The organism is Rhodococcus sp. NPDC059968, assembly GCF_042738615.1.
In the GTDB taxonomy this organism is placed as follows: Bacteria; Actinomycetota; Actinomycetes; order Mycobacteriales; family Mycobacteriaceae; genus Rhodococcus_F.
Genome location: NZ_JBHWUE010000061.1, coordinates 1 through 20,691 on the forward strand (window position 1 = coordinate 1; position 20,691 = coordinate 20,691).

Annotated in this window: 14 protein-coding genes, 1 tRNA gene and 1 pseudogene; 4 read left to right on the plus strand and 12 right to left on the minus strand. The window is 68.8% G+C overall.

The window, feature by feature from the left end:
• Positions 1 to 113: 113 nt before the first annotated feature.
• The 6 genes from rho to argS all read right to left on the minus strand — a co-directional run bounded on the left by rho (position 114) and on the right by argS (position 8,987).
• On the minus strand, positions 114 to 2,210 hold the full coding sequence (rho, locus tag ACFWAY_RS35630; protein ID WP_378513827.1) for a transcription termination factor Rho: 2,097 nt from the start codon (positions 2,208 to 2,210) through the stop codon (positions 114 to 116).
• Positions 2,211 to 2,538: 328 nt separating this feature from the next.
• The gene (gene thrB / locus ACFWAY_RS35635) at positions 2,539 to 3,483 is read right to left on the minus strand and encodes a homoserine kinase (protein ID WP_378513828.1); all 945 of its coding nucleotides are present in this window, start codon (positions 3,481 to 3,483) and stop codon (positions 2,539 to 2,541) included.
• A 44-nt stretch (positions 3,484 to 3,527) separates the two neighbouring features.
• Positions 3,528 to 4,610, minus strand: coding sequence for a threonine synthase (thrC, locus tag ACFWAY_RS35640; protein ID WP_378457723.1), 1,083 nt, complete (start codon positions 4,608 to 4,610; stop codon positions 3,528 to 3,530).
• Complete coding sequence (locus ACFWAY_RS35645; RefSeq protein WP_005252944.1) at positions 4,607 to 5,920, minus strand: homoserine dehydrogenase; 1,314 nt, start codon at positions 5,918 to 5,920, stop codon at positions 4,607 to 4,609. The genes thrC and ACFWAY_RS35645 overlap by 4 nt, the downstream gene beginning before the upstream one ends.
• A complete protein-coding gene (lysA, locus tag ACFWAY_RS35650) occupies positions 5,917 to 7,338 on the minus strand; it encodes a diaminopimelate decarboxylase (RefSeq protein WP_378513829.1) in 1,422 nt (473 codons plus the stop codon). Before lysA ends, ACFWAY_RS35645 begins: the two co-directional genes overlap by 4 nt.
• Positions 7,335 to 8,987, minus strand: coding sequence for an arginine--tRNA ligase (gene argS, locus ACFWAY_RS35655; protein WP_378513830.1), 1,653 nt, complete (start codon positions 8,985 to 8,987; stop codon positions 7,335 to 7,337). Before argS ends, lysA begins: the two co-directional genes overlap by 4 nt.
• A gap of 218 nt (positions 8,988 to 9,205) precedes the next feature.
• Between argS and ACFWAY_RS35660 the strand changes: the two genes are divergently transcribed.
• Both ACFWAY_RS35660 and ACFWAY_RS35665 read left to right on the plus strand, forming a co-directional pair.
• Positions 9,206 to 10,126: a DUF3105 domain-containing protein gene (locus ACFWAY_RS35660; protein WP_378513831.1), complete on the plus strand. Its 921-nt coding sequence runs from the start codon at positions 9,206 to 9,208 to the stop codon at positions 10,124 to 10,126.
• On the plus strand, positions 10,119 to 10,829 hold the full coding sequence (locus tag ACFWAY_RS35665; protein ID WP_378457719.1) for a DUF305 domain-containing protein: 711 nt from the start codon (positions 10,119 to 10,121) through the stop codon (positions 10,827 to 10,829). The genes ACFWAY_RS35660 and ACFWAY_RS35665 overlap by 8 nt, the downstream gene beginning before the upstream one ends.
• A 9-nt stretch (positions 10,830 to 10,838) precedes the next feature.
• On the opposite strand, the gene ACFWAY_RS35670 is transcribed toward ACFWAY_RS35665, so the two are convergent.
• A complete protein-coding gene (locus ACFWAY_RS35670) occupies positions 10,839 to 13,241 on the minus strand; it encodes a phosphoketolase (RefSeq protein WP_378513832.1) in 2,403 nt (800 codons plus the stop codon).
• Positions 13,242 to 13,407: 166 nt separating this feature from the next.
• On the opposite strand from ACFWAY_RS35670, the gene ACFWAY_RS35675 reads away from it, so the two are divergent.
• Both ACFWAY_RS35675 and ACFWAY_RS35680 read left to right on the plus strand, forming a co-directional pair.
• Positions 13,408 to 13,483 (plus strand) — tRNA-Arg (locus tag ACFWAY_RS35675).
• A gap of 211 nt (positions 13,484 to 13,694) precedes the next feature.
• Complete coding sequence (locus ACFWAY_RS35680) at positions 13,695 to 14,855, plus strand: N(5)-(carboxyethyl)ornithine synthase (RefSeq protein WP_378457717.1); 1,161 nt, start codon at positions 13,695 to 13,697, stop codon at positions 14,853 to 14,855.
• Between the two features lie 13 nt (positions 14,856 to 14,868).
• Here ACFWAY_RS35680 and ACFWAY_RS35685 read toward each other — a convergent pair.
• The 5 genes and pseudogenes from ACFWAY_RS35685 to ACFWAY_RS35705 all read right to left on the minus strand — a co-directional run bounded on the left by ACFWAY_RS35685 (position 14,869) and on the right by ACFWAY_RS35705 (position 20,689).
• Positions 14,869 to 16,529 (minus strand): annotated as a pseudogene (locus ACFWAY_RS35685) (AMP-binding protein).
• A 53-nt stretch (positions 16,530 to 16,582) separates the two neighbouring features.
• A complete protein-coding gene (locus ACFWAY_RS35690) occupies positions 16,583 to 17,371 on the minus strand; it encodes a RhlG family 3-oxoacyl-ACP reductase (protein WP_378513833.1) in 789 nt (262 codons plus the stop codon).
• 11 nt (positions 17,372 to 17,382) lie between these two features.
• A complete protein-coding gene (locus tag ACFWAY_RS35695; RefSeq protein WP_378513834.1) occupies positions 17,383 to 18,366 on the minus strand; it encodes an NADPH:quinone oxidoreductase family protein in 984 nt (327 codons plus the stop codon).
• 35 nt (positions 18,367 to 18,401) lie between these two features.
• Complete coding sequence (locus tag ACFWAY_RS35700) at positions 18,402 to 19,502, minus strand: acyl-CoA dehydrogenase family protein (protein ID WP_378457713.1); 1,101 nt, start codon at positions 19,500 to 19,502, stop codon at positions 18,402 to 18,404.
• Positions 19,499 to 20,689 carry an acyl-CoA dehydrogenase family protein gene (locus tag ACFWAY_RS35705; RefSeq protein WP_378513835.1) on the minus strand — a complete coding sequence of 397 codons (1,191 nt, stop codon included), beginning with the start codon at positions 20,687 to 20,689 and terminating at the stop codon, positions 19,499 to 19,501. The genes ACFWAY_RS35700 and ACFWAY_RS35705 overlap by 4 nt, the downstream gene beginning before the upstream one ends.
• Positions 20,690 to 20,691: the final 2 nt, after the last annotated feature.

Consider the following 20,691-nt stretch of genomic DNA (forward strand, 5'->3'; position numbering starts at 1 on the left):
GTTGGGGGTGTGTACTCGGGGGGTGCCCGGGTTTTTGTCCCCCTGTGTTTTCGTGGGTGAAAACCGGGGGGCCCGGCCCCCCCAACGCCCCGGGGCCCCGCTTCGAGTCGAGATCAGTCGTCGATCGCGCCCGGGGCAGTCTTCGAGACCTGCATGAGGAACTCGATGTTGCTCTTGCTCTTCTTGAGGCGGTCGATCAGCAGATCGATGGCCTGGTGCGAGTCGAGACCCGAGAGCACACGCCGGAGCTTGTGCAGCACCGCGGCCTCATCCGGACTGAGCAGCAGCTCATCCTTACGCGTACCCGAGGGGTTCACGTCCACGGCCGGGAACACACGACGTTCCGCGATCTTGCGGTCGAGCTTCAGCTCGGCGTTACCGGTGCCCTTGAACTCCTCGAAGATCACGGTGTCGCCGGTGGAACCGGTCTCGACCATGGCCGTCGCGATGATCGTGAGCGAACCGCCGTTCTCGATGTTGCGCGCAGCACCGAGGAAACGCTTCGGCGGGTAGAGCGCGGTCGAGTCGACACCACCGGAGAGGATGCGTCCCGAGGCCGGCGACGAGTTGTTGTACGCACGGCCGAGGCGGGTGATCGAGTCGAGGAGGACGACGACGTCCTTGCCCGCCTCCACCAGACGCTTCGCACGCTCGATGGCCAGCTCGGCGACCGAGGTGTGGTCTCCCGGCGGGCGGTCGAAGGTCGAGGAGATGACCTCGCCCTTCACCGAACGCTGCATGTCGGTGACCTCTTCGGGACGCTCGTCGACCAGCACGACCATGAGGTAGCACTCGGGGTTGTTGGTCGCGATGGCGTTCGCGATGGCCTGCAGAACGCTGGTCTTACCGGCCTTCGGCGGGCTCACGATCAGCGCACGCTGTCCCTTGCCGATCGGCATCACCAGGTCGATGACACGGGTCGTCAAGATGTTCGGCGTCGTCTCCAGACGCAGCCGCTGATTCGGGTACAGCGGGGTGAGCTTGCCGAACTCGGGGCGCTTCTTGGCCGCTTCCACGTCGCCACCGTTGACGGTGTCGATGCGGACCAGCGGGTTGAACTTCTGGCGCTGGTTGCCCTGTTCGCCCTCGCGTCCGATCCGGACGGCGCCGGTGATGGCGTCGCCGCGACGGAGACCGTTCTTGCGGATCAGGTTCATCGACACGTAGACGTCGTTCGGTCCGGCCAGGTAGCCGGAGGTCCGCACGAACGCGTAATTGTCGAGGACGTCCAGGATGCCGGCGACCGGCTGCAGGACGTCGTCCTCGCGGATCTCGGTCTCGCGGACGTCACCGCCACCGCCTTCGCCGCGGTCGCGTCCACGACGACGTTCGCGGAAGCGACGTCCGCGGCGTCCGCGACCGCCTTCCTCGTCGTCGCCCGGGCGGTTGTCGTTGTTGCGCGGGCCGTTGTTGCCCTGGCTGCGGTCGCCACGGTTGTCGCGATCGCCCCGGTCACCGCGTTCGCCGCGGTCGCCACGGGTGTCGCCACGGTCACCACGAGTGTCGGCACGGTCGCCGCCCCGCTCACGTCGGTTGCGGTCGCCGCCCTGTTCGCCGGAGCCGTCCTGTTTGGCCGGCTTCTCGGCGGAATCCTGACGGTCGTCGGCCTGCTTGCGCTCGGCCTGCTGCGTGTCGGTGGCATTCGCCGCGGCGGTGTCCTGAGCGTTGCTGCCCTGGTCACCCTGCTCGGGTGCGCCTGCCCGGCGCGCGGATCCGCGGCGCTGACGCCCGCGGCGGCCGCCTTCGGCGGTGTCGGTGTCGGCGGCTGCGCCGTCGCCCGTCGCGGGTTCGGCGGTCTTGGGCTCGGCGGCCTTCTCGGTGGTCTCCGTCTGGGGAGTCACCTCGAGTTCGGTCTGAGCGGACTGTTCGCGCTTCGCGCGCGTCGCCCGGGTCCGGGGAGCGGCTTCGGTCGCGGCAGCGGCCGGGGCGGAAGAGCCGCCCTGACGCTCCTTGATCGCGGCGATGAGGTCGCCCTTGCGCATCCCCGAGATGCCCTTGATGCCCAGCTCACCTGCGAGAGTGCGGAGCTCGGTGAGCACCATTCCGGACAGCCCGGCACCTCGGCGCGCCTCGGCGCGCTTGGTGGAGGCCGTCACTGCACCGGTGCCGGGTGCGGTCGATGACGCCTGTGAAGAGTCGCCTGCCTGCGCGCCAACGGTATCCACCGAGGAGGCGCGCACAGGAGCGGCGATGAGGTCCGTATCGGTCACGGAGGTCCTTTCCTTCCCTCACTCGCGCTGCGCAGAGTCGAGGGTTCGTCCCGTAATTCGGTTTCGAATACCGAATTCGGATGTGCCGTACGTAGTTGCATGTGAAGAACTGCCGGCTTGCCCGCCATCACATCACCTTTGAAACAGGCGCGTACTCGCAATCCCTACACGACAGATAGTGCGGAGGATCGTGCCAGGAGCCGTCAACCCCGATTGACCTGGAGTAATTGCCCTGGTGAAGCACCGGCGTCTGATGCGCACGATGTACGGACATTGCCCAGGATAGCTGTGAACGACCGTAGGGGCAAGGAGACGCCCCTACGGCGTGTCAGCTGGTCCGGACGCCGTCCGCCACGTCCAGTTCGAGAACCTGCAACCCCTCGGCCTCGGCCTGTGCTCGAAGATCCACGGGGAAAGGCTCCGTGGTCAATGCGAGTACGGTCGGTCCGGCTCCCGAGACGGCGGCGGCGATACCCGCCTTCCGGAGGACGGCGATCCATCGCGTCGTGAGTGGAAGGGCCGGAGCGCGCTGTGTCTGATGCAGTCGATCCTCGGTGGCCGCCATCAGGAGGTCGGGACGCTCTGTGAGCGCCACCACAGCGAGGGCCCCGCGGCTGACGTTGAATGCCGCGTCCCGGTGGGGAACCGTCTCGGGCAACAGACCCCGCGTGTGGGCGGTCGACGAGCGCTCGCCCGGCACCAGAGCGACGACGCGGATCGCGGGATGGACCTTCAGCGCGACGGCCGAGTAGATGTCGGTGGCCGCAGGCGCTCCGTCGGTCTGCTCGCCCGCGCAGCTCCACGACACCACGGCGCCGCCGAGCACGCTCGCCGACGCGTTGTCGGGGTGCCCTTCGAATTCGGACGACAGCTGGACGAGCTGATCGAGCGACAGCCCGAGTTCGGGGTCGAGCTTGATCGCCAGACCGTTGGCGGCCGCCAGTCCCCCGACGACGGCGGAGGCCGACGAACCCAGGCCCCGCGAATGGGGTATCGCGTTGCGGCACACCACGTCCAGGCCGTCGGCCCACACGCCCGCCGATTCCAGGCCGCGTTCGATGGCCCGGACCACGAGATGCGACGGACCCCACGGCACGTCGTCGGCACCCTCGCCCTCGACCCGGATGTTCAGCCCCGAAGCCGTGGTCGTCACGGTGATCTCGTCGTACAGCCCGAGCGCGATGCCCAGCGTGTCGAAGCCCGGGCCGAGGTTGGCGCTCGACGCAGGCACGCGGGCGGTCACGGTGAGGCCCGTGGGGAGGGTCTGTGTCATGGCAGCGGTGTGGTCCTGCGGCGCAGTGGGCGTGGGCGCCACCACTACGCCAGCTCGAGGGCCGACGCGACAGCGACAGGATCGACCGGGATCGGTTGAACCTCAGGCATACCCGCCAACGCCGTGTCGGGGTCCTTGAGGCCGTTACCGGTGACCGTGCAGACGACGGTCAGCCCCGAGTCCAGCCAGCCCTCCTTGCGGGCGGCGAGCAGACCCGCGACGCTCGCGGCCGAGGCGGGCTCGACGAACACCCCTTCGGTCCTGGCGATCAGCCGGTACGCCTCGAGGATCTCGTCGTCGGTCGCGGCCCGGAAGGCGCCGTGCGACTCTTCCTTGGCGTTGACCGCACCGTTCCAGGACGCGGGCGAGCCGATGCGGATCGCGGTCGCGATCGTCTCGGGGTGCTTCACCGGTGCGCCGAGGACGAGCGGTGCGGCGCCGGCGGCCTGGACGCCGAGCATGCGGGGCTTCACGCTGGTGAGTCCGTCCGCGTAGTACTCGGAATACCCACGCCAGTACGCGGTGATGTTGCCTGCGTTGCCGACCGGGAGCGCGTGCACGTCGGGGGCCTTGCCCAGCGCGTCGCAGATCTCGAATGCCGCGGTCTTCTGGCCCTCGATGCGGACCGGGTTGACCGAGTTCACGAGCCCGATCGTGGGGAACTCCGCGGTGGTCTTGCGGGCCAGTTCGAGACAGTCGTCGAAGTTGCCCTGCACCTGGATGATCCGCGCGCCGTGCATGACGGCCTGCGCGAGCTTGCCCATCGCGATCTTGCCCTGCGGCACCAGCACGGCGCAGGTCATCTTCGCCTTGGCGGCGTACGCGGCGGCGGAAGCGGACGTATTACCGGTGGACGCGCACAGGACGGCCTGCTGACCGCGGGCCAGCGCGTCGGTGACGGCCATCGTCATGCCGCGGTCCTTGAACGAACCGGTCGGGTTGAGCCCCTCGACCTTCAGGTAGACGTCGCAACCGGTGAGCTCCGAGAGGTGCCCGGCAGGCAGCAGCGGGGTGCCGCCCTCGCGCAGGGTGATCGTCTTCCAGTTCGGTCCGATCGCGAGGCGGTCGCGGTAAGCCTCGATCAGCCCCGGCCAGGGGGTGTGAACGGGGTTACGGGTGCCGGTCATTGTTCGGTGCCTTCCAGTCGCAGCACGCTGGTCACAGCGGTGACGAATTCGAGTTTGCTCAGTGCTTCAACGGTTTCCGACAGAGCAGAATCCGTCGCGACGTGGGTCACGACGACGAGGCGGGCACCGTCGCCGGCGCCTTCCTGCCGCACGGTGGAGATGCTGACGCCGTGCTGCGAGAATTCGGCAGCCACCGCCGACAGGACCCCGGCCTTGTCCGTCACCTGCATGTTGACGTAGTAGCGCGTGGGGATGTCCCCGATCGGCGCGATCTTCAGCTTGGCGTACTTGGACTCGCGGGGTCCGCGGCCACCGTTCACCTTGTTGCGCGCGGCCATCACCAGGTCGCCCATCACGGCCGACGCGGTGGGGGCGCCGCCTGCGCCCTGACCGTAGAACATGAGGCGCCCGGCGTTCTCCGCCTCGACGACGACGGCGTTGAACGCACCGTTGACCGAGGCCAGCGGATGTTCCAGCGGCACGAGCGCCGGGTAGACCCGCGCGGAGATCCGCTCCTTGCCCTCGGGGGTGGTGATCCGCTCGCAGATGGACAGCAGCTTGATCGTGCAGTCGAGTGCGCGAGCCGACGTCAGGTCGGCCGCGGTGATCTTGGAGATCCCCTCGCGGTACACGTCGGCGGCGGTGACCCGGGTATGGAACGCGATCGACGCGAGGATGGCCGCCTTGGCCGCGGCGTCGTAGCCCTCCACGTCGGCGGTCGGGTCGGCCTCGGCGTATCCCAGGCGGCCGGCCTCGGCGAGGGTCGCGGCGTAGTCCGCGCCGGTCTCGTCCATCGCCGACAGGATGAAGTTCGTGGTTCCGTTCACGATCCCGGCGACCTTGTTCACCCGGTCACCCGCGAGGGACTGGATGAGCGGGCGGATCACGGGGATCGCGCCGGCCACGGCGGCCTCGAAGTAGAGGTCGACGTTGTGCAGTTCCGCCGCCTCGGCCAGTTCACCGGTGTGATCGGCGAGCAGCGCCTTGTTGGCGGTGACGACGGACTTGCCGGAGTTCAGCGCCGAGAGGATCAGCTTGCGGGGCAGATCCATGCCCCCGATCACCTCGACGACGAGGTCGACGTCGTCGCGGGCCACGAGTGACTCCGCGTCGGTGGTCTGCAACTCCTCGGGAATTCCGCGGTCCTTACCGGGGCGGCGCACGGCCACTCCACGCAGTTCCAGCGGGGCACCGACGCGAGCCTCGAGGTCTTCGCTGTGCTCCCGCAGGATGCGCACCACCTCGCTCCCGACGTTGCCGAGGCCGAGGACGGCCACACCGATAGCGCGATGCGCCGATTCGCTCGTCACTCCTGTACCTCCAAGCTCAGCAGGTCTTCCACGGTTTCCCTCCGGAGGATCACGCGCGACTGTCCGTCGCGCACCGCCACCACGGCAGGGCGGGCGAGCAGGTTGTACCTGCTCGACATCGAATAGCAGTATGCACCGGTCGCCGCCACGGCGAGCAAATCGCCGGCGTCGATGTCCTCGGGCATCCAGGTGTCGCGGATCACGACGTCGCCGGACTCGCAGTGCTTACCGACGACGCGGGACACCACCGGTGCCGCGTCACTGACCCGCGAGACCAGTTTGGCCTCGTACTCCGCCTGATACAGCGCGGTACGGATGTTGTCGCTCATTCCGCCGTCGACGCTGACGTACCGGCGGGTGAGGTTGCTGCCCACGGTGACGTCCTTGATGGTCCCGACCTCGTACAGCGTCACCGTGCCGGGTCCGGCGATCGCGCGTCCGGGTTCGACGGCCAGCGTCGGCTCCGGCAGCCCGGCGAGCGCCGACTCGTTGCGCACGATGTCGCCGAGTTTGGCGGCGAGCTGATCGACCGGCGGCGGGTCGTCGGTGGGGACGTAGGAGATTCCCATGCCGCCGCCGAGGTCGATGATCGAGATCTGAGCGGTCTTGTCCACACCGAACTCCGCGACGACGTCCCGCAGGAGCCCGATCACGCGGTGCGCGGCCACTTCGAAGCCGTCGACGTCGAAGATCTGCGAGCCGATGTGGCTGTGGAGGCCCACCAGCCGCAGATTGCCGGCGGCGAAGACCCGGCGGACCGCGTCGATCGCCTTTCCGCCCGCGAGCGAGAACCCGAACTTCTGGTCCTCGTGGGCCGTGGAGATGAACTCGTGGGTGTGCGCCTCGACTCCGACCGTCACGCGGATCAGAACGTCCTGCACCACACCGGCTTCGGCGGCCACCTTGTCGAGGCGGTCGATCTCCGTCGCGGAGTCGAGCACGATGTGCCCGACCCCGGCCGATACGGCGGCGTTCAGCTCGGCGACCGATTTGTTGTTGCCGTGCATGGCAATTCGCTCGGCCGGGAAGCCGGCGTGCAGGGCAACCGCCAGTTCGCCGCCCGACGCGACGTCCAGGGAAAGGCCCTCGTCGGCGACCCAGCGGGCGATCTCGCCGCACAGGAACGCCTTGGACGCGTAGTGCACCTTGGCCGTGGGCCCGAACGCACGGGACATGTCGCGGCAGCGGGACCGGAAATCGTCCTCGTCGACCACGAACAGTGGGGTGCCGTACTTCTCGGCCAGTTCGGTGACCGGGATACCTGCCAGGCTGACGACCCCGTCCGCGGCGCGGCGCGCGTTGCGGGGCCACACCTCGGGAGACAGTGCGGCGAACGCGGCCGCGTCGGCGGGACGTTCGGGCAGACCGGGTGCGTGCAGCTGTTCGGCGTGCTTGGGACCTGCGGGGTGCGCGTTCACATCTGCTCCGGAGCGCCGACGCCGAGCAGGGCCAGTCCGTTGGAGAGGACCTGACGGGACGCGTCGCAGAGCGCCAGTCGCGCGATGTGCAGCGGGCCGACCTCTTCGTCACCCTGAGGCAGGATCCGGCAGGCGCCGTAGAACCGGTGGTAGGCGCCGGCCAGCTCCTCGAGATACCGCGCAATGCGGTGCGGCTCACGCAGATTCGCGGCACTGGTGACGACGCGCGGGTACTCGCCGAGGGTGCGGATCAAATCGCCCTCCTGCTCCGAGACGAGCAGCGAGAAGTCGGGATCCGTGACGGCGATACCGAGATCGGCGGCGTTGCGGGCGATGGCCGACAGGCGGGCGTGCGCGTATTGCACGTAGTACACCGGGTTCTCGTTGCCGGTGCTCGTCCACAGTTCGAGGTCGATGTCGATGCTCGAATCCACCGACGACCGGATCATCGCGTACCGCGACGCGTCGACGCCGATCGCCTCGACCAGGTCGTCGAGGGTGATGACCGTCCCGGCGCGCTTGCTCATCTTCACGGCCACGCCGTCGCGGACGAGGTTCACCATCTGGCCGATCAGCACCTCGACGGTGTCCGGGTCGTCGCCGAACGCGGCCGCGGCCGCCTTGAGCCGGCCGATGTACCCGTGGTGGTCGGCACCGAGCATGTAGATGCACAGGTCGAAGCCGCGGGAGCGCTTGTCCTGGAAGTAGGCGATGTCACCGGCGATGTACGCCGCGTTGCCGTCGCTCTTGATGACGACGCGGTCCTTGTCGTCGCCGAAGTCGGTGCTCTTGAGCCACCAGGCGCCGTCTTCCTGGAAGAGGTTGCCGGAGTCCTTGAGCGTCTCGACGGCCTTCTCCACCGCACCGGACTCGAACAACGAGTTCTCGTGGAAGTAGACGTCGAAGTCCACGCCGAACTCGTGCAGGGTGCCCTTGATGTGGGCGAACATCAGGTCGACGCCGATGGCGCGGAAGACTTCCTGCTGCTCGCCCGTCGGCAGTTCCAGCACGTCGGGACGCTGCTGTTGCACCTGGGCGGCGATGTCGGCGATGTAGGCGCCCGCGTAGCCGTCCTCGGGGGCGGGTTCGCCCTTGGCGGCCGCGATCAGCGAGCGGGAGAACCGGTCGATCTGGGCGCCGTGGTCATTGAAGTAGTACTCGCGGGTGACCGCCGCGCCCTGGGTGGACAGGATCCGGCCCAGCGCGTCGCCCACCGCGGCCCAGCGCGTTCCACCGAGGTGGATGGGCCCGGTGGGGTTGGCGGAAACGAACTCGAGGTTGATCTTCTTGCCGGCGAGCGTGTGGCCGGACCCGAAGGCGGCACCCTCTTCGAGAATCTTCGCGACGATCGCGCCCTGCGCGTCGGCGGCCAGGCGGATGTTGAGGAAGCCCGGGCCCGCGATGTCGGCGCTGTCGATGCCCTCGGCCGCGGTCAGCGCCTCGGCGAGCCAGCCGGCCAGCTCACGCGGGTTGGTACCGACCTTCTTGGCCACCTGCATCGCCACGTTGGTGGCGTAATCGCCGTGCTCGGGATTGCGCGGACGCTCGACCGTGAGAGTTTCGGGAAGCACGGACACGTCGAGTCCGCGTTCGGCGAGCACTTTCGCGGCGGTTCCGCGGAGCAGTTCGGCAAGGTCAGCTGGAGTCACAGGTATCTATCCTATGGCCAACGCGTCCCGAGCGGTGATCCGCCTTGCCGCGAGTCCCGCCGCGGGCCCGGCGACCGCGGGCGAGCGTGGCCGCGGCCACTCTCCCAGGTTGCGCTCAGGGTGGGAAAGTACAGTGGTGTCGCCCTGAGTCCCGGCCCTCAGCTTCCGGTTACCGGGGGTCGAGCGCCCGTAACCCACACACCGAAAGATCACAATCGATGCCAAGCGGTTCGGAAAGTCGCGGTCCCGATAAGAACTCGGGCGCGAAGTCGGCGAAGGCCATCAAGGCCGCCAAGAAGAAGAGCGGCGGCGCGAAAGTCTCGGGCGGCGTATCCGCTCCGCGGAACATTCCGTGGCTGACGATCGGCGCCGGAGCGGCCGTTCTCGCACTCGTGGCGATCCTCGCGATCAACCTGGTCCCCAAGTACCAGGCCAAGGAAGAAGCCGCGAAGTACGCGCCGAGCGCCGAGAATCCCGACCCGTCGGTCAACATCGACGGCGTCCTCAAGGTCGACTACCCGGCCGGCATCCACATCCAGCCGACGCAGCGCGTCGCGTACGACCAGTCGCCTCCGTTCGGCGGCCCGCACGACGCCATCTGGGCGACGTGCACCGGCACGGTCTACCCGAACGCGATCCGCACCGAGAACGCCGTCCACTCGCTCGAGCACGGCGCCGTGTGGATCGCCTACAACCCGGACGAGCTGTCCGCCGACCAGGTCGAGACGCTGAAGAACAAGGTGGACGGCGAGACGTACACGCTGCTGTCGCCGTACCCGGGCCTCGACAGCCTGGTCTCGCTGCAGTCGTGGGGCCACCAGCTGAAGCTGGACAGCGTCGACGACGAGCGCATCGACCAGTTCATCACCGCGCTGCGGATCAACAAGAACACCTACCCGGAGGTCGGCGCGAGCTGCTCGTCCATCCCGGGCTCCGGTTTCGACCCCGACAACCCGCCGCCGTTCGACCCGAGCGCACCCGGCGCGGACGCGGTCCCGATGGACGGCGGCGGCATCAGCCCCGACCAGTCGGAATCCGGTGGTGCGGGAGCGCAGCTGCCCAGCGGCATGCAGCTCCCGAGCGACCTGCAGCTGCCGTCCGATCTGCAGCAGGCGCCGGCCGAGGGCGGCAATGGCTAGTTCTGCCGAACCCGCAGACGAACCAGCCCCCTCCCGGCCCAGTCAGCGCACAGCGCTCCTGGTCATCGGGTTGATCGGTGCCATCGCCCTCGGATTCGCGCTCGGGTTCCTCGCCCGGCTCCCGCTCGAGGACTCCGGCGCGCCGGTTCCCGAGGCCGGTTCCGTCGATGTCGGTTTCGCGCAGGACATGAGCGTGCACCACAGCCAGGCGGTGGAGATGTCGGCGATCGCGCTGGCGGGCGCTACCGACCCGGCGGTGCGCGGCCTCGCGTACGACATCCTCACCACACAGCAGAATCAGCTCGGGCAGATGCAGGGCTGGCTCGCGCTGTGGGATCAGCCGGCGCTGCCGTCCGGCGGCTACATGGGCTGGATGGAATCCGAGCACTCCGACGGTCACGACCACGGGTCCGCCGACAGCGGGCACATGGGTTCGATGTCGAAGATGCCGGGCATGGCGTCCTCGGAGGACATGGCCGCGTTGCGTCAGGCCACCGGTCCGGCCGTCGACGTCCTGTACCTCCAGCTGATGCTGCGTCACCACCAGGGCGGACTCCCGATGATGGAGTACGCGGCCCAGCACGCGTCGGAAGACGCGGTCCGCTCTCTCGCGCAGACGATGGTGGACACTCAGCAGAGCGAGTCGACGGTGATGACGAACATGCTCACCGCGAAGGGTGCCGCTCCCCTCCCGATGAACTGACCTCCGGCCTCACGACCACGTCCAGTCGCGCACCTCGGGCATGTCCTCGAGGTGCGCGACGACGTATTCGCCGTGCCTTTCGAGTTGCCGGAGGCAGAAGTCGGCCAGTTCGCCGGCACCGGACGGTTCTCTGCGTGTGCGTCGCAGCGCCTCGAGGACCAGGTGATATCGGCTCATCCGGTTGAGCACGACCATGTCGAACGGTGTGGTCGTGGTGCCCTGTTCGCTGAAGCCGCGAACGTGGAACCGGTCCGGGGCGGGACGTCCGTGGATCAGCTCGTGGACGGCGCGCGAGTATCCGTGGAACGCGAACACCACATCCCTGTCCGCCGTGAACAGGTCCAGGAACGTGCGTGCCTCGAATCCGTGAGGATGTTCGGTGGGTGTGAGCAACCCCATCAGGTCGACGACGTTGACCACCCGCGTGACCAGGTCCGGGGTGTGTTCGCGCAGCAACTGCGCCGCGGCGAGGATTTCCTGGGTCGGGACGTCCCCGGCGGCCGCGAGCACGACGTCCGGGTCGGCGCCCGCCGCGGCTTCCGTCCCCGCCCACTCCCACACCGACGCCCCGGCCGCACAGTGCGCGTGTGCCTCCGCCAGGGTCAGGTACTGCAGGTGCGGCTGCTTGTCGACCACGATGAGATTGACGTGGTCGGTGCTGCGGAGGCAGTGGTCGGCGATCGACAGCAGGGTGTTCGAGTCCGGTGGAAGCCAGATCCGGACGACGTCCGGCGCGAGTGGGATGACGGCATCGATCATGCCCGGCCCCTGATGAGAGAACCCGTTGTGGTCGTTGCGCCAGCAGGTGCTGGTCAGCAGGACGTTCAGCGACGCCACCGGCGCCCGCCACGGCAGATCCACCGCGTGCTGCAGCCACTTCGTGTGCTGGACGAGCATCGACACACTCACCATCGCGAACGCCTCGTAGCTGGCGAACAGCCCGTGCCGCCCCGACAACAGGTACCCCTCGAGCCATCCCTCGCAGAGGTGCTCGCTGAGCACTTCCATCACCCGGCCGCGGGCCGAGAGTCCGTCGTCGTAGTCGGTGACCGGCAGCTGCCAGCAGCGGTCGGTCACCTCGAACACGGCGCCCAACCGGTTGCTGGACGTTTCGTCCGGACAGAACAGCCGGAAGTAGCCACCGCCGTCGGGCGTGGTGGTGGCGGCGTACAGGTCGCGGAGCAGTTCCCCGAGCACCCGGGTGGTCTCGTGGTGGGTGGTGCCGGGCTTCTCGATCGCGAGCGCGTACTTCTCCAGCGGCGGCACGGGAAGATCCGCACGCAGGCGGCCGCCGTTCGCGTACGGCGACGAACCCATCCGCTTGTCGCCCTGCGGCGCCAGCCGCTCGAGGTCCGGGACGAGTGCGCCGGCCGAGTCGAACAGTTCGCCCGGGCCGTACGACCGCATCCACTCCTCGAGTTGACGCAGATGCGCCTCGTTGGTCCGCACCCCCGACAGCGGAACCTGATGGGCCCGGTGCGTGCCCTCGACGAGCACGCCGTCGACGGTGCGCGGACCGGTCCAGCCCTTCGGGGTCCGCAGGACGATCGCGGGCCACTTGGCGGCGCCCCGCCGGCCGGCCCGCGCCTCCCGCCGAAGGTCGGAGATCGCGGTGTGCGCGTCGGTGAGGGCGTGATGCAGCGCCGGGAAGACCTGCCGCGGGTCGTCGCCGGAGACGACGACCGGCGCCCACCCCTGACCGCCGAGGAACGCCTCGATGTCCGCGTCGCTGCTGCGACCGTAGACGGTGGGTCCGGCGATCTTCGCTCCGTTGACGTGCAGGATCGGCAACACCGCTCCGTCTCGTTCCGGATTGAGGAACGCGGGGAGCTTCCACGAACCGGACAGGGGTCCCGTCTCGGCCTCGCCGTCTCCGATTACGCACGCCACCAACAGATTCGGGTGATCGAACGCCGCCCCGGCGGCATGCGCGAGGGCGTACCCGAGCTCGCCGCCCTCGTGGATGCTGCCCGGTGTCTGCACGCTGACGTGACTCGGGATGCCACCCGGCGTCGAGAACTGCCGGCAGAGCCGGTGGATACCCGCGGCGTCGCGGGACACGCCCGGATACACCTCCGAGTACGTCCCCTCCAGGTATGTGGCGGCAACGAGCGCGGGACCACCGTGCCCGGGACCCGTCACGTAGAGACAGTCGGCGTCGGTCCGGCGGACGAGACGGTTCAGCAGCGCGTAGATCATCGACAGACCGGGACTCGTCCCCCAATGCCCGAGCAGCCGGGGTTTGATGTGCTCGGGGCGCAGCGGCTCACGCAGAAGCGTGTTGTCCTGCAGGTAGATCTGCGCGACCGTCAGATAGTTGGCAGCCGCCCACCACCGCAGGTCCAGATCGAGGTCGGACTCGGAATAGTGCCCGTCGGAGTCCTTCGACCCAATCTGCCGTCCATCGGTCATTCTCGACCCCTCCCCGAGAGTTCGCGAGCGTCCACGTCCTCCCGACAGTAGGCGTGTCCGGGCCGCTACCGGGGCGAGTCCAGGAAGTAGGGGGACCGATTTGGTCGATCCCACTACCCATGCGCTACGATTGGCCAGCCCAATCGGCACACCGGTTTTCCGGTGCGCCCCCGTAGCTCAGGGGATAGAGCGTTCGCCTCCGGAGCGAAAGGTCGCAGGTTCGAATCCTGCCGGGGGCACCACGAGAAACTGCGTCGCCTGTCGCGGCGCAGCCTTTCTCTCTGGTGCTACCAGTCTTCCCCGAGTGATCTCCTCGGGCTTTGTCGAGAGCTGCAGCCGCGCCGGCCGATGCCGCGCCCATCGATCGAACGCTGGCCTCCTCCATTGCGGGTTCCGCGGCAACAACTCTCTGCCGAAGACTCTCTCCGGCAGTGTCGACCAAGGGACACCCCTGTGCAGCAACACCGCTCTCATCCACTCACCCTCGGCGTAGTCGCGCGCTCGAGCAAAACCGACGAACGCCGGCTCCCGATCCACCCGCTCCACTTCGACCGGATCGACCCCGACCTCCGTGGCCGCATCCATCTCGAGTACGGCTACGGCGAGCCCTTCGGTGTCTCCGACGAGCAGCTGGCCCTGTCGGTGGGAGGTCTGCGCACCCGGGAGCAGCTGATCGAGCACTCCGACGTCCTCCTGCTGCCCAAACCCCTCGCGAAGGATCTGGCGGATCTGCGTGACGGCCAGATCCTGTGGGGGTGGCCGCACTGCGTTCAGGACACGGAGCTCACCCAGGTGGCCGTCGATCGCCACCTCACGTTGATCGCGTTCGAGGCCATGAACCACTGGAGCGTCGAGGGGTCGTTCCAGCTCCATGTCTTCCACAAGAACAACGAACTCGCCGGATACAGCTCGGTGCTGCACGCCCTGTCGATCGCGGGTTCGACCGGCGACTACGGCCGCCGCCTCCGCGCCGTGGTCCTCGGCTTCGGCGCCACCGCCCGCGGCGCCGTGACCGCGCTGAACGCCCTGGGCATCCACGACGTCCACGTCGTCACGCAGCGCGGGGTCACCGCCGTGAGCTCGCCGATCCACTCCGCGGAGATCGTGCAGTTCGATCACGACGACGCCGATCCGCGCCGCAGCCACGTCACCACGGACGAGGGCCGGATGCCGCTCGCCGGGTTCCTCGCCCGGCACGACATCATCGTCAACTGCGTCCTGCAGGACACGGAATCGCCGCTGACGTTCCTGATCGACTCGGACGTCGAGACCCTCCTGCCCGGCAGCCTCGTCGTCGACGTGTCCTGCGACGAGGGAATGGGCTTCAGCTGGGCCCGGCCCACGTCGTTCGCCGATCCGACATTCATGATCGGTGAGAACACCCGCTACTACGCGGTCGATCACAGCCCGTCCTACCTGTGGAATTCGGCGACCTGGGAGATCAGCGAGGCCCTGCTCCCCCATCTGGGGACGGTCCTCGACGGACCCGCCGCCTGGGACCGCAGCGACACGATTCGGCGGGCCGTCGAGATCCGCGACGGAGTCGTGCAGAACCCCAGGATCCTGTCGTTCCAGCACCGCGCGGCGGAGTACCCGCACGCGGTCGTCGCCTGATCGACCGGACGGCTCAGGCCGGGGCGCCGCGGCGCATTTCGCGGCGGAGGATCTTTCCGCTGGCCGTCTTGGGCAGTTCGTCGACGATCTCGACGCGCCTCGGGGCCTTGTAGCTGGCCAGCCGCTCCCGGCAGTACTCGACGAGGTCGTCCGTCTCGGCCGTCTGCCCGGGGCGGAGGCTGACGAACGCGGCGACGGTCTCGCCGCGGTAGCTGTCCGGCTCGCCGACGACGGCGGCCTCCCGGACCGCCGGGTGCCGGTACAGCACGTCTTCGACCTCGCGGGGCCAGACCTTGAAACCAGATGCGTTGATCATGTCCTTCTTGCGATCGACGACGTACACCCAGCCCTGGGCGTCCATGAATCCCACGTCGCCGGTGAGCAAGCGGCCGCCCGGCAGCGACTGCGCCGTGGCGTCCGGTTTGTTCCAGTACGCGGGCACGACCATCGGCCCGTCGACGACGATCTCCCCGACCTCGAGCGGGTCGAGGTCGTGCCCGTCCTCCCCGACGATCCGGATCACGGCGGAGGGAAGGGGCAGGCCGATCGCCAGCGTGCCCGACGACGGATCGACCGGGGCCTCCAGGTTCGGCGGGACGACGACGCACGGCGCGCTGGTCTCGGTGAGCCCGTAGCCGTTGCGGATGTACTTTCCGGTCAGCTCCCGGAACCGTTCGACGATGGCAGGGGGCAGCGGGGCGCCACCGGACATCACGGCCTCCAGTGAGGCGAAGCGCTCACCGGAGAAGTCGGGGTGGGCCATCAGCGCCATGTAGGCGGTGGACGGGCCGACCATGAACACCGGCTGCTCCCGCTCGAGGGCGTCGAGCACGACCCCAGCGTCGAACCGGTACGCGAGGATCAGCGGCGACGCCAGGTCGATCGCGGTGAGCAACTGGCACACCATGCCGGTGATGTGGAACAGCGGTGCGAGCGCGAAGATCGGCGAACCGGCGGGCTTGCCCTCGTACAGGCGCAGGATCGAACTGTTGACGGTGAGATTCCGGTGGGTGTTGGTCGCTCCCTTGGGGACTCCACTCGTTCCGGACGTGTAGGACACGAGTGCGATGTCGTCCGGGACCAGCCCGGGATCCGGCACGTCGGCCCCAGCACGTGCCCGGGCCACCTCGAGCAGGTCCGGCACGCCCTCGGCGCGCACCCGGGTCACGCCCCCGAACACCCGTGCGTCGTCTGACGTCTGGATGTCGAGTTCGCTCGCGGTCAGCGCGATCCGCACACCCGCGGCGGACGCCCGCTCCGCCACCCGATCGGCCCATGCGTTCTCGCTGCACACGATCGCGGTGACTCCGGCGTGTCGGTGAGGATGTGGGAGAGCTCGTCCCGGTACATCGGGTTCAGCGGGACGACGACACCGCCTGCCTTCCACGTCCCGATCAACACAAGCACGAACTGCGGGATGTTCTGCAGGTAGATCGCGAGCCGATCGCCCTTCTCGAACCCGTTTTCGGTGAGGTAGGCGGCCACACCGTCGCTGAGTTCGTCGACCTCGCGGTAGTCGAGGGTGCCTCCGAGGTACCGGATGGCCGGCGCGTCCGGGGCGGATTCGACCGCGGCCGAGAACATGTCGAGCGCTGTCCGGGCGGGGATCTCCCCCACTGAACGCGTGTTCTCGTCGTACCGGTCCATCCAGGGCCTGTCGTCGTACCAGCTCATCGCCGCCGTACCGCCTCTCGCTCGTTCCGTGTTCCGACTGTGTGCCGCGCTGTTCAGCGTGTTCCCGAGATCCCGCCGTCGACGGGGACGACGATGCCGGTGAGGTATGCCCCGGCGCGCGAGGAGAGGAAGATCGCCGTGCCCGCGACGTCTTCCGGTGTGCCGACCCGGCCGAGCGGCACGGACCCCTCGACCGCCTCCTTCCGCTCCGGGTCGTCGAGGATGAACGCCATCATCTTGCTCGGAAATGGTCCCGGTGCAATGGCATTGACGGTGATCCGCTCGGCCGCCAGCGTCGCGGCGAGCTTGCGGGTGAGCAGGTGGACCGCGGCCTTGCTCGCCCCGTACGAGAAGTTGTCGGTGCCCGACACCACGAGTCCGTCGATCGAGCCGATGTTGATCACCCGGGCGGGGTCACCGTCCGTCGCCGCGGCCCGCAGACTCGGCAGCAACGCCTGGGTGAGCATGAACACGCCCTTGACGTTGATGTCGAAGATCTTGTCGAACCCGGCGGCGGGGAACTCGTCGATCGGCGCACCCCACGTCGCTCCGGCGTTGTTCACCAGGACGTCCAGCCGGGGCGAGATCTCGGCGACCCGTGCGACGAGGCCCTCGATCCCCTCCTCGGTGGATAGGTCGGCGGGGTGTGCGTGACACGTCCCCGGCCCGGCGGCGGACAGTTCGGCCGCGGACTTCTCACACGCCTCCGCCTTGCGGGCGGAGATGATCACGGTGGCCCCGGCCTCGACGAATCCCTGCGCGATCATCCGGCCGATACCCCGCGAACCTCCGGTGACCACCACGGTCTTGCCTGCGACGTCGAACAGTGAACCTACGTCCATGTGCGTTCCCTTCAGGGTTGGAAGACGAGACGGCCGACGGTGTTGCCGTCACCGAGCCGGCCGAGGCCATCGGCCACATCCGCGAGCGAGAGCCGCTCGCTGATGAGCGGCTTGATCGCACCGGAATCGGCGAGACGGGTCAGTTCCTCGTGACAGTCGGCGATCGCCTGCTGGTTGTACTGCGTGTACAGACCCCAGTGCAGTCCGATGATCGAGTAGTTCTTGATCAGGGCGTGATTGAGACCGGGTGTCGGGATGGTGCCGCCGGCGAAGCCGATGATCAGGATCCGGCCTTCGAACGCGATGCACTTGGTGGACTTCGCGTAGGCGTCGCCCCCGACCGGATCGTAGACGACGTCCGCGCCGCGTCCTCCGGTGAATTCCTTGACCAGCGGAACGAAATCGTCGGTGTGCCGGTCGATGACCAGATCCGCCCCCAGCCGGCGGCAGTACTCGACCTTGTCGGCGCCTCCGACGACACCGATCACCTTCGCTCCCGCGGCCTTGCCCAATTGCACTGCGGCGCTGCCCACTCCGCCCGCGGCAGCATGAACGAGCAGGGTCTCCCCCGGCTTCAGTTGGGTGCGCCGGTGGAGGGCGAACCAGCTCGTCTGGTAACCGATACTCAACGCCGACGCCTCGGCGTCGTCGAGCGCGGACGGGGCGGCGAACGTGTTGGCCTCGTCCATCACCGCCAACTGGGCGAATCCGCCGCCGGGCAGGTTGGGGTTGCCGATCACCCGGTCGCCGACGGCGAAGCGGGTAACGCCGTCCCCGACCTCCAGCACTTCACCGCACAGCTCGACTCCGGGTGTGAACGGCAGCGGCGGCTTGATCTGGTATTCGCCGCGGCACAGCAGCACGTCGGGGAAGTTCGCCGGGGCGGCGAGAACCTTCACCAGCACCTGGCCGGGGCCTGCCGTCGGGTCCGGGACCTCCTCGAGTTGCAGCGCGGTGCGCGGCTCGCCGAGTTCGTGGACACGCCATGCCTTCATGGATTGCTTCCTGACTGTCGGTGGTGTGGCTCGGGTTACGCGGGCAGGTCGATCAGGTCGGCGAGGCGCGCGCGGTGACGGTACGCGGTGCCGAACGCGAGCTGATCGCTCTTCGCCCTCTTCAGATACAGATGTGCGGGGTATTCCCACGTCATGCCGATGCCGCCGTGCAACTGGATGCACTCCTCGGCGGCGTGGACGGCGACGTCGCTGCAGTACGCCTGCGCGACGGCAGCCGCGACCTCGGCGTCCGCGTCGCCCCGGGCGGCGGTGTCCGCGGCGTAGCGGGCCGCGGCGGCCGCGGAGGTGACCTCGAGCCACAGGTCGGCGAGGCGGTGCTTGATCGCCTGGAACGACCCGACGGCGCGGCCGAACTGGGTTCGCTCCTTGACGTACGCCAGGGTCGTCTCGAAGCACCACTGCGCCAGCCCGAGCTGCTCGGAGGCGAGCAGTGCGGCGCCGACGACGAGGGCCTCGCGGACCGCCGCCGCGGCGTTGTCCTCGTCGATGCGGATGGACGCGGCGGCGTCGAACGCGACATCCGACAGTGGCCGCGTCATGTCGAGCGTGAGCACCGGCGTGACCGTGACGCCGGCGGTGCCCGCGGGCACCGTGTGCAGTTCGAGTCCACCCGGACCCAGGGCGGGCACGATCAGGATGTCGGCCTCCGAGACCCCCGCGACACTGGTCACGGTGCCGGTCAGGGAGTCGCCCTCCCGGCGCACGGTCGGGGCGAACAGGCCCGGTGCGGTCGCGAGCCCGACCGTGAGTGCACCGGTGGTCGTCCCGTCGGCGAGTCCGCCGACCGTCTTCGTGTCTCCCGCCTTCAGCAGCGCGACCGTCGCGAGTACGGCGCTGGAAAGGTACGGGACGGGCGCCACGGCACGTCCGATCTCCTCCATGACCACCGCGGCCTCGCGTGCGCTCGCTCCGGCGCCGCCCAGGTCCTCGGGCACGAGCAGGCCCGCCAGTCCGAGTTCGACGGCGAGGGATTTCCATACTCCGGAGAAGTCGGCGGGTGCCCGGTCGTACGCCCCGACCACCAGTTCCGGTGGGCAGCGGTCGGCGAGGAGGCGGCGGAGGGAGTCGCGCAGGGCGTCTTCCGTGTCGGAGTACAGCAGATCTGCGGTGCTCATCGGGGCAGGTCCTTCCAGGCGATGTCCTTGTCGACGCGGTGCTCCGGCGGGAGGCCGAGGACGCGTTCTGCGATGACGTTGCGCAGGATCTCGGACGTGCCGCCCTCGATCGAGTTGCCTTTCGCGCGCAGGTACCGGTAGCCGGGTTCGCGGCCGGTGAAGTCGACCTTGTCCGGTCGGCGCATGGTCCAGTCGTCGTACCGCAGCCCTGCCTCGCCGTGGAGTTCGATGTCGAATCCCGAGATGGTCTGCGCGAGCCGGGCGAAAGCCAGCTTCAGGCCGGATCCCTCCGGGCCGGGTTGCCCGGCCTCGAGTTGTTGCCGCAGGCGCTCCCCGGTGAGCCGCGCGACCTCCGCTTCGACCCACAGCCGGAGCAGTTCGTAGTGCATCGCGGGGTCGCGGAGTTCGGGTTGCTCCCGCCAGGCCTGGGCGACCGGACCGATCATCCCGCTCTCGCGGGCGGCCGCGGAACCGCCGATCGCCACCCGCTCGTTGTTGAGGGTCGCGGTGGCCACCCGCCAGCCCTGTCCCTCGTTGCCGAGCCGATCGGAATCGGGAATGTGGACGTCGGTGAGGAACACTTCGTTGAACTCGGCCTCACCGGTGATCTGCCGCAACGGCCGGACGTCGATACCGGGATCGGTCATGTCGCACAGGAAGTAGGTGAGCCCGGCGTGCTTGGGCACGGTCGGATCCGTCCGGGCCACGAGGATGGCCATCTGCGCGTTCTGCGCCCCCGATGTCCACACCTTCTGCCCGTTGACCGTCCAGCCGTCACCCTCACGGACCGCTCGCGTCGCGACCGCCGCCAGGTCGGAGCCCGCCCCCGGTTCGCTGAACAACTGGCAGTAGATGTGCTCGCTGGTGAAGATCGGCCGAAGGTACTTCTGCTGTTGTTCCTCGGTGCCGAACGCGGCGATGGTCGGCGCGGCCATGCCCAATCCGATCCCGTTGCGGCCCTTCGCCGGACCGGGCGCTCCGGCGGCCGCGAGTTCGGCGTCGACCTGCGCCTGGAAGGTCTGCGGCAGCCCGAGTCCGCCGCGTCCCGGCGGGAAGTGGACCCACGCGAGGCCGGCGTCGAACCGGGCCCCGAGGAACCCGGTCGGATCCGACAGGTCGTTCTGTTCGACGAGAGTCACGACGCGATCGCTGAGGTCGCGTGCGATCGCCTGTTCGTCAGTGGTCATGT

Excerpts from the sequence above, each read along its gene's own strand:
- thrB (WP_378513828.1), bottom strand. The coding sequence starts at position 3,483 with ATGACACAGACCCTCCCCACGGGCCTCACCGTGACCGCCCGCGTGCCT.
- thrC (WP_378457723.1), bottom strand. The coding sequence starts at position 4,610 with ATGACCGGCACCCGTAACCCCGTTCACACCCCCTGGCCGGGGCTGATC.
- ACFWAY_RS35660 (WP_378513831.1), top strand. The coding sequence starts at position 9,206 with ATGCCAAGCGGTTCGGAAAGTCGCGGTCCCGATAAGAACTCGGGCGCG.
- ACFWAY_RS35665 (WP_378457719.1), top strand. The coding sequence starts at position 10,119 with ATGGCTAGTTCTGCCGAACCCGCAGACGAACCAGCCCCCTCCCGGCCC.
- ACFWAY_RS35670 (WP_378513832.1), bottom strand. The coding sequence starts at position 13,241 with ATGACCGATGGACGGCAGATTGGGTCGAAGGACTCCGACGGGCACTAT.
- ACFWAY_RS35690 (WP_378513833.1), bottom strand. The coding sequence starts at position 17,371 with ATGGACGTAGGTTCACTGTTCGACGTCGCAGGCAAGACCGTGGTGGTC.
- ACFWAY_RS35695 (WP_378513834.1), bottom strand. The coding sequence starts at position 18,366 with ATGAAGGCATGGCGTGTCCACGAACTCGGCGAGCCGCGCACCGCGCTG.
- ACFWAY_RS35700 (WP_378457713.1), bottom strand. The coding sequence starts at position 19,502 with ATGAGCACCGCAGATCTGCTGTACTCCGACACGGAAGACGCCCTGCGC.
- ACFWAY_RS35705 (WP_378513835.1), bottom strand. The coding sequence starts at position 20,689 with ATGACCACTGACGAACAGGCGATCGCACGCGACCTCAGCGATCGCGTC.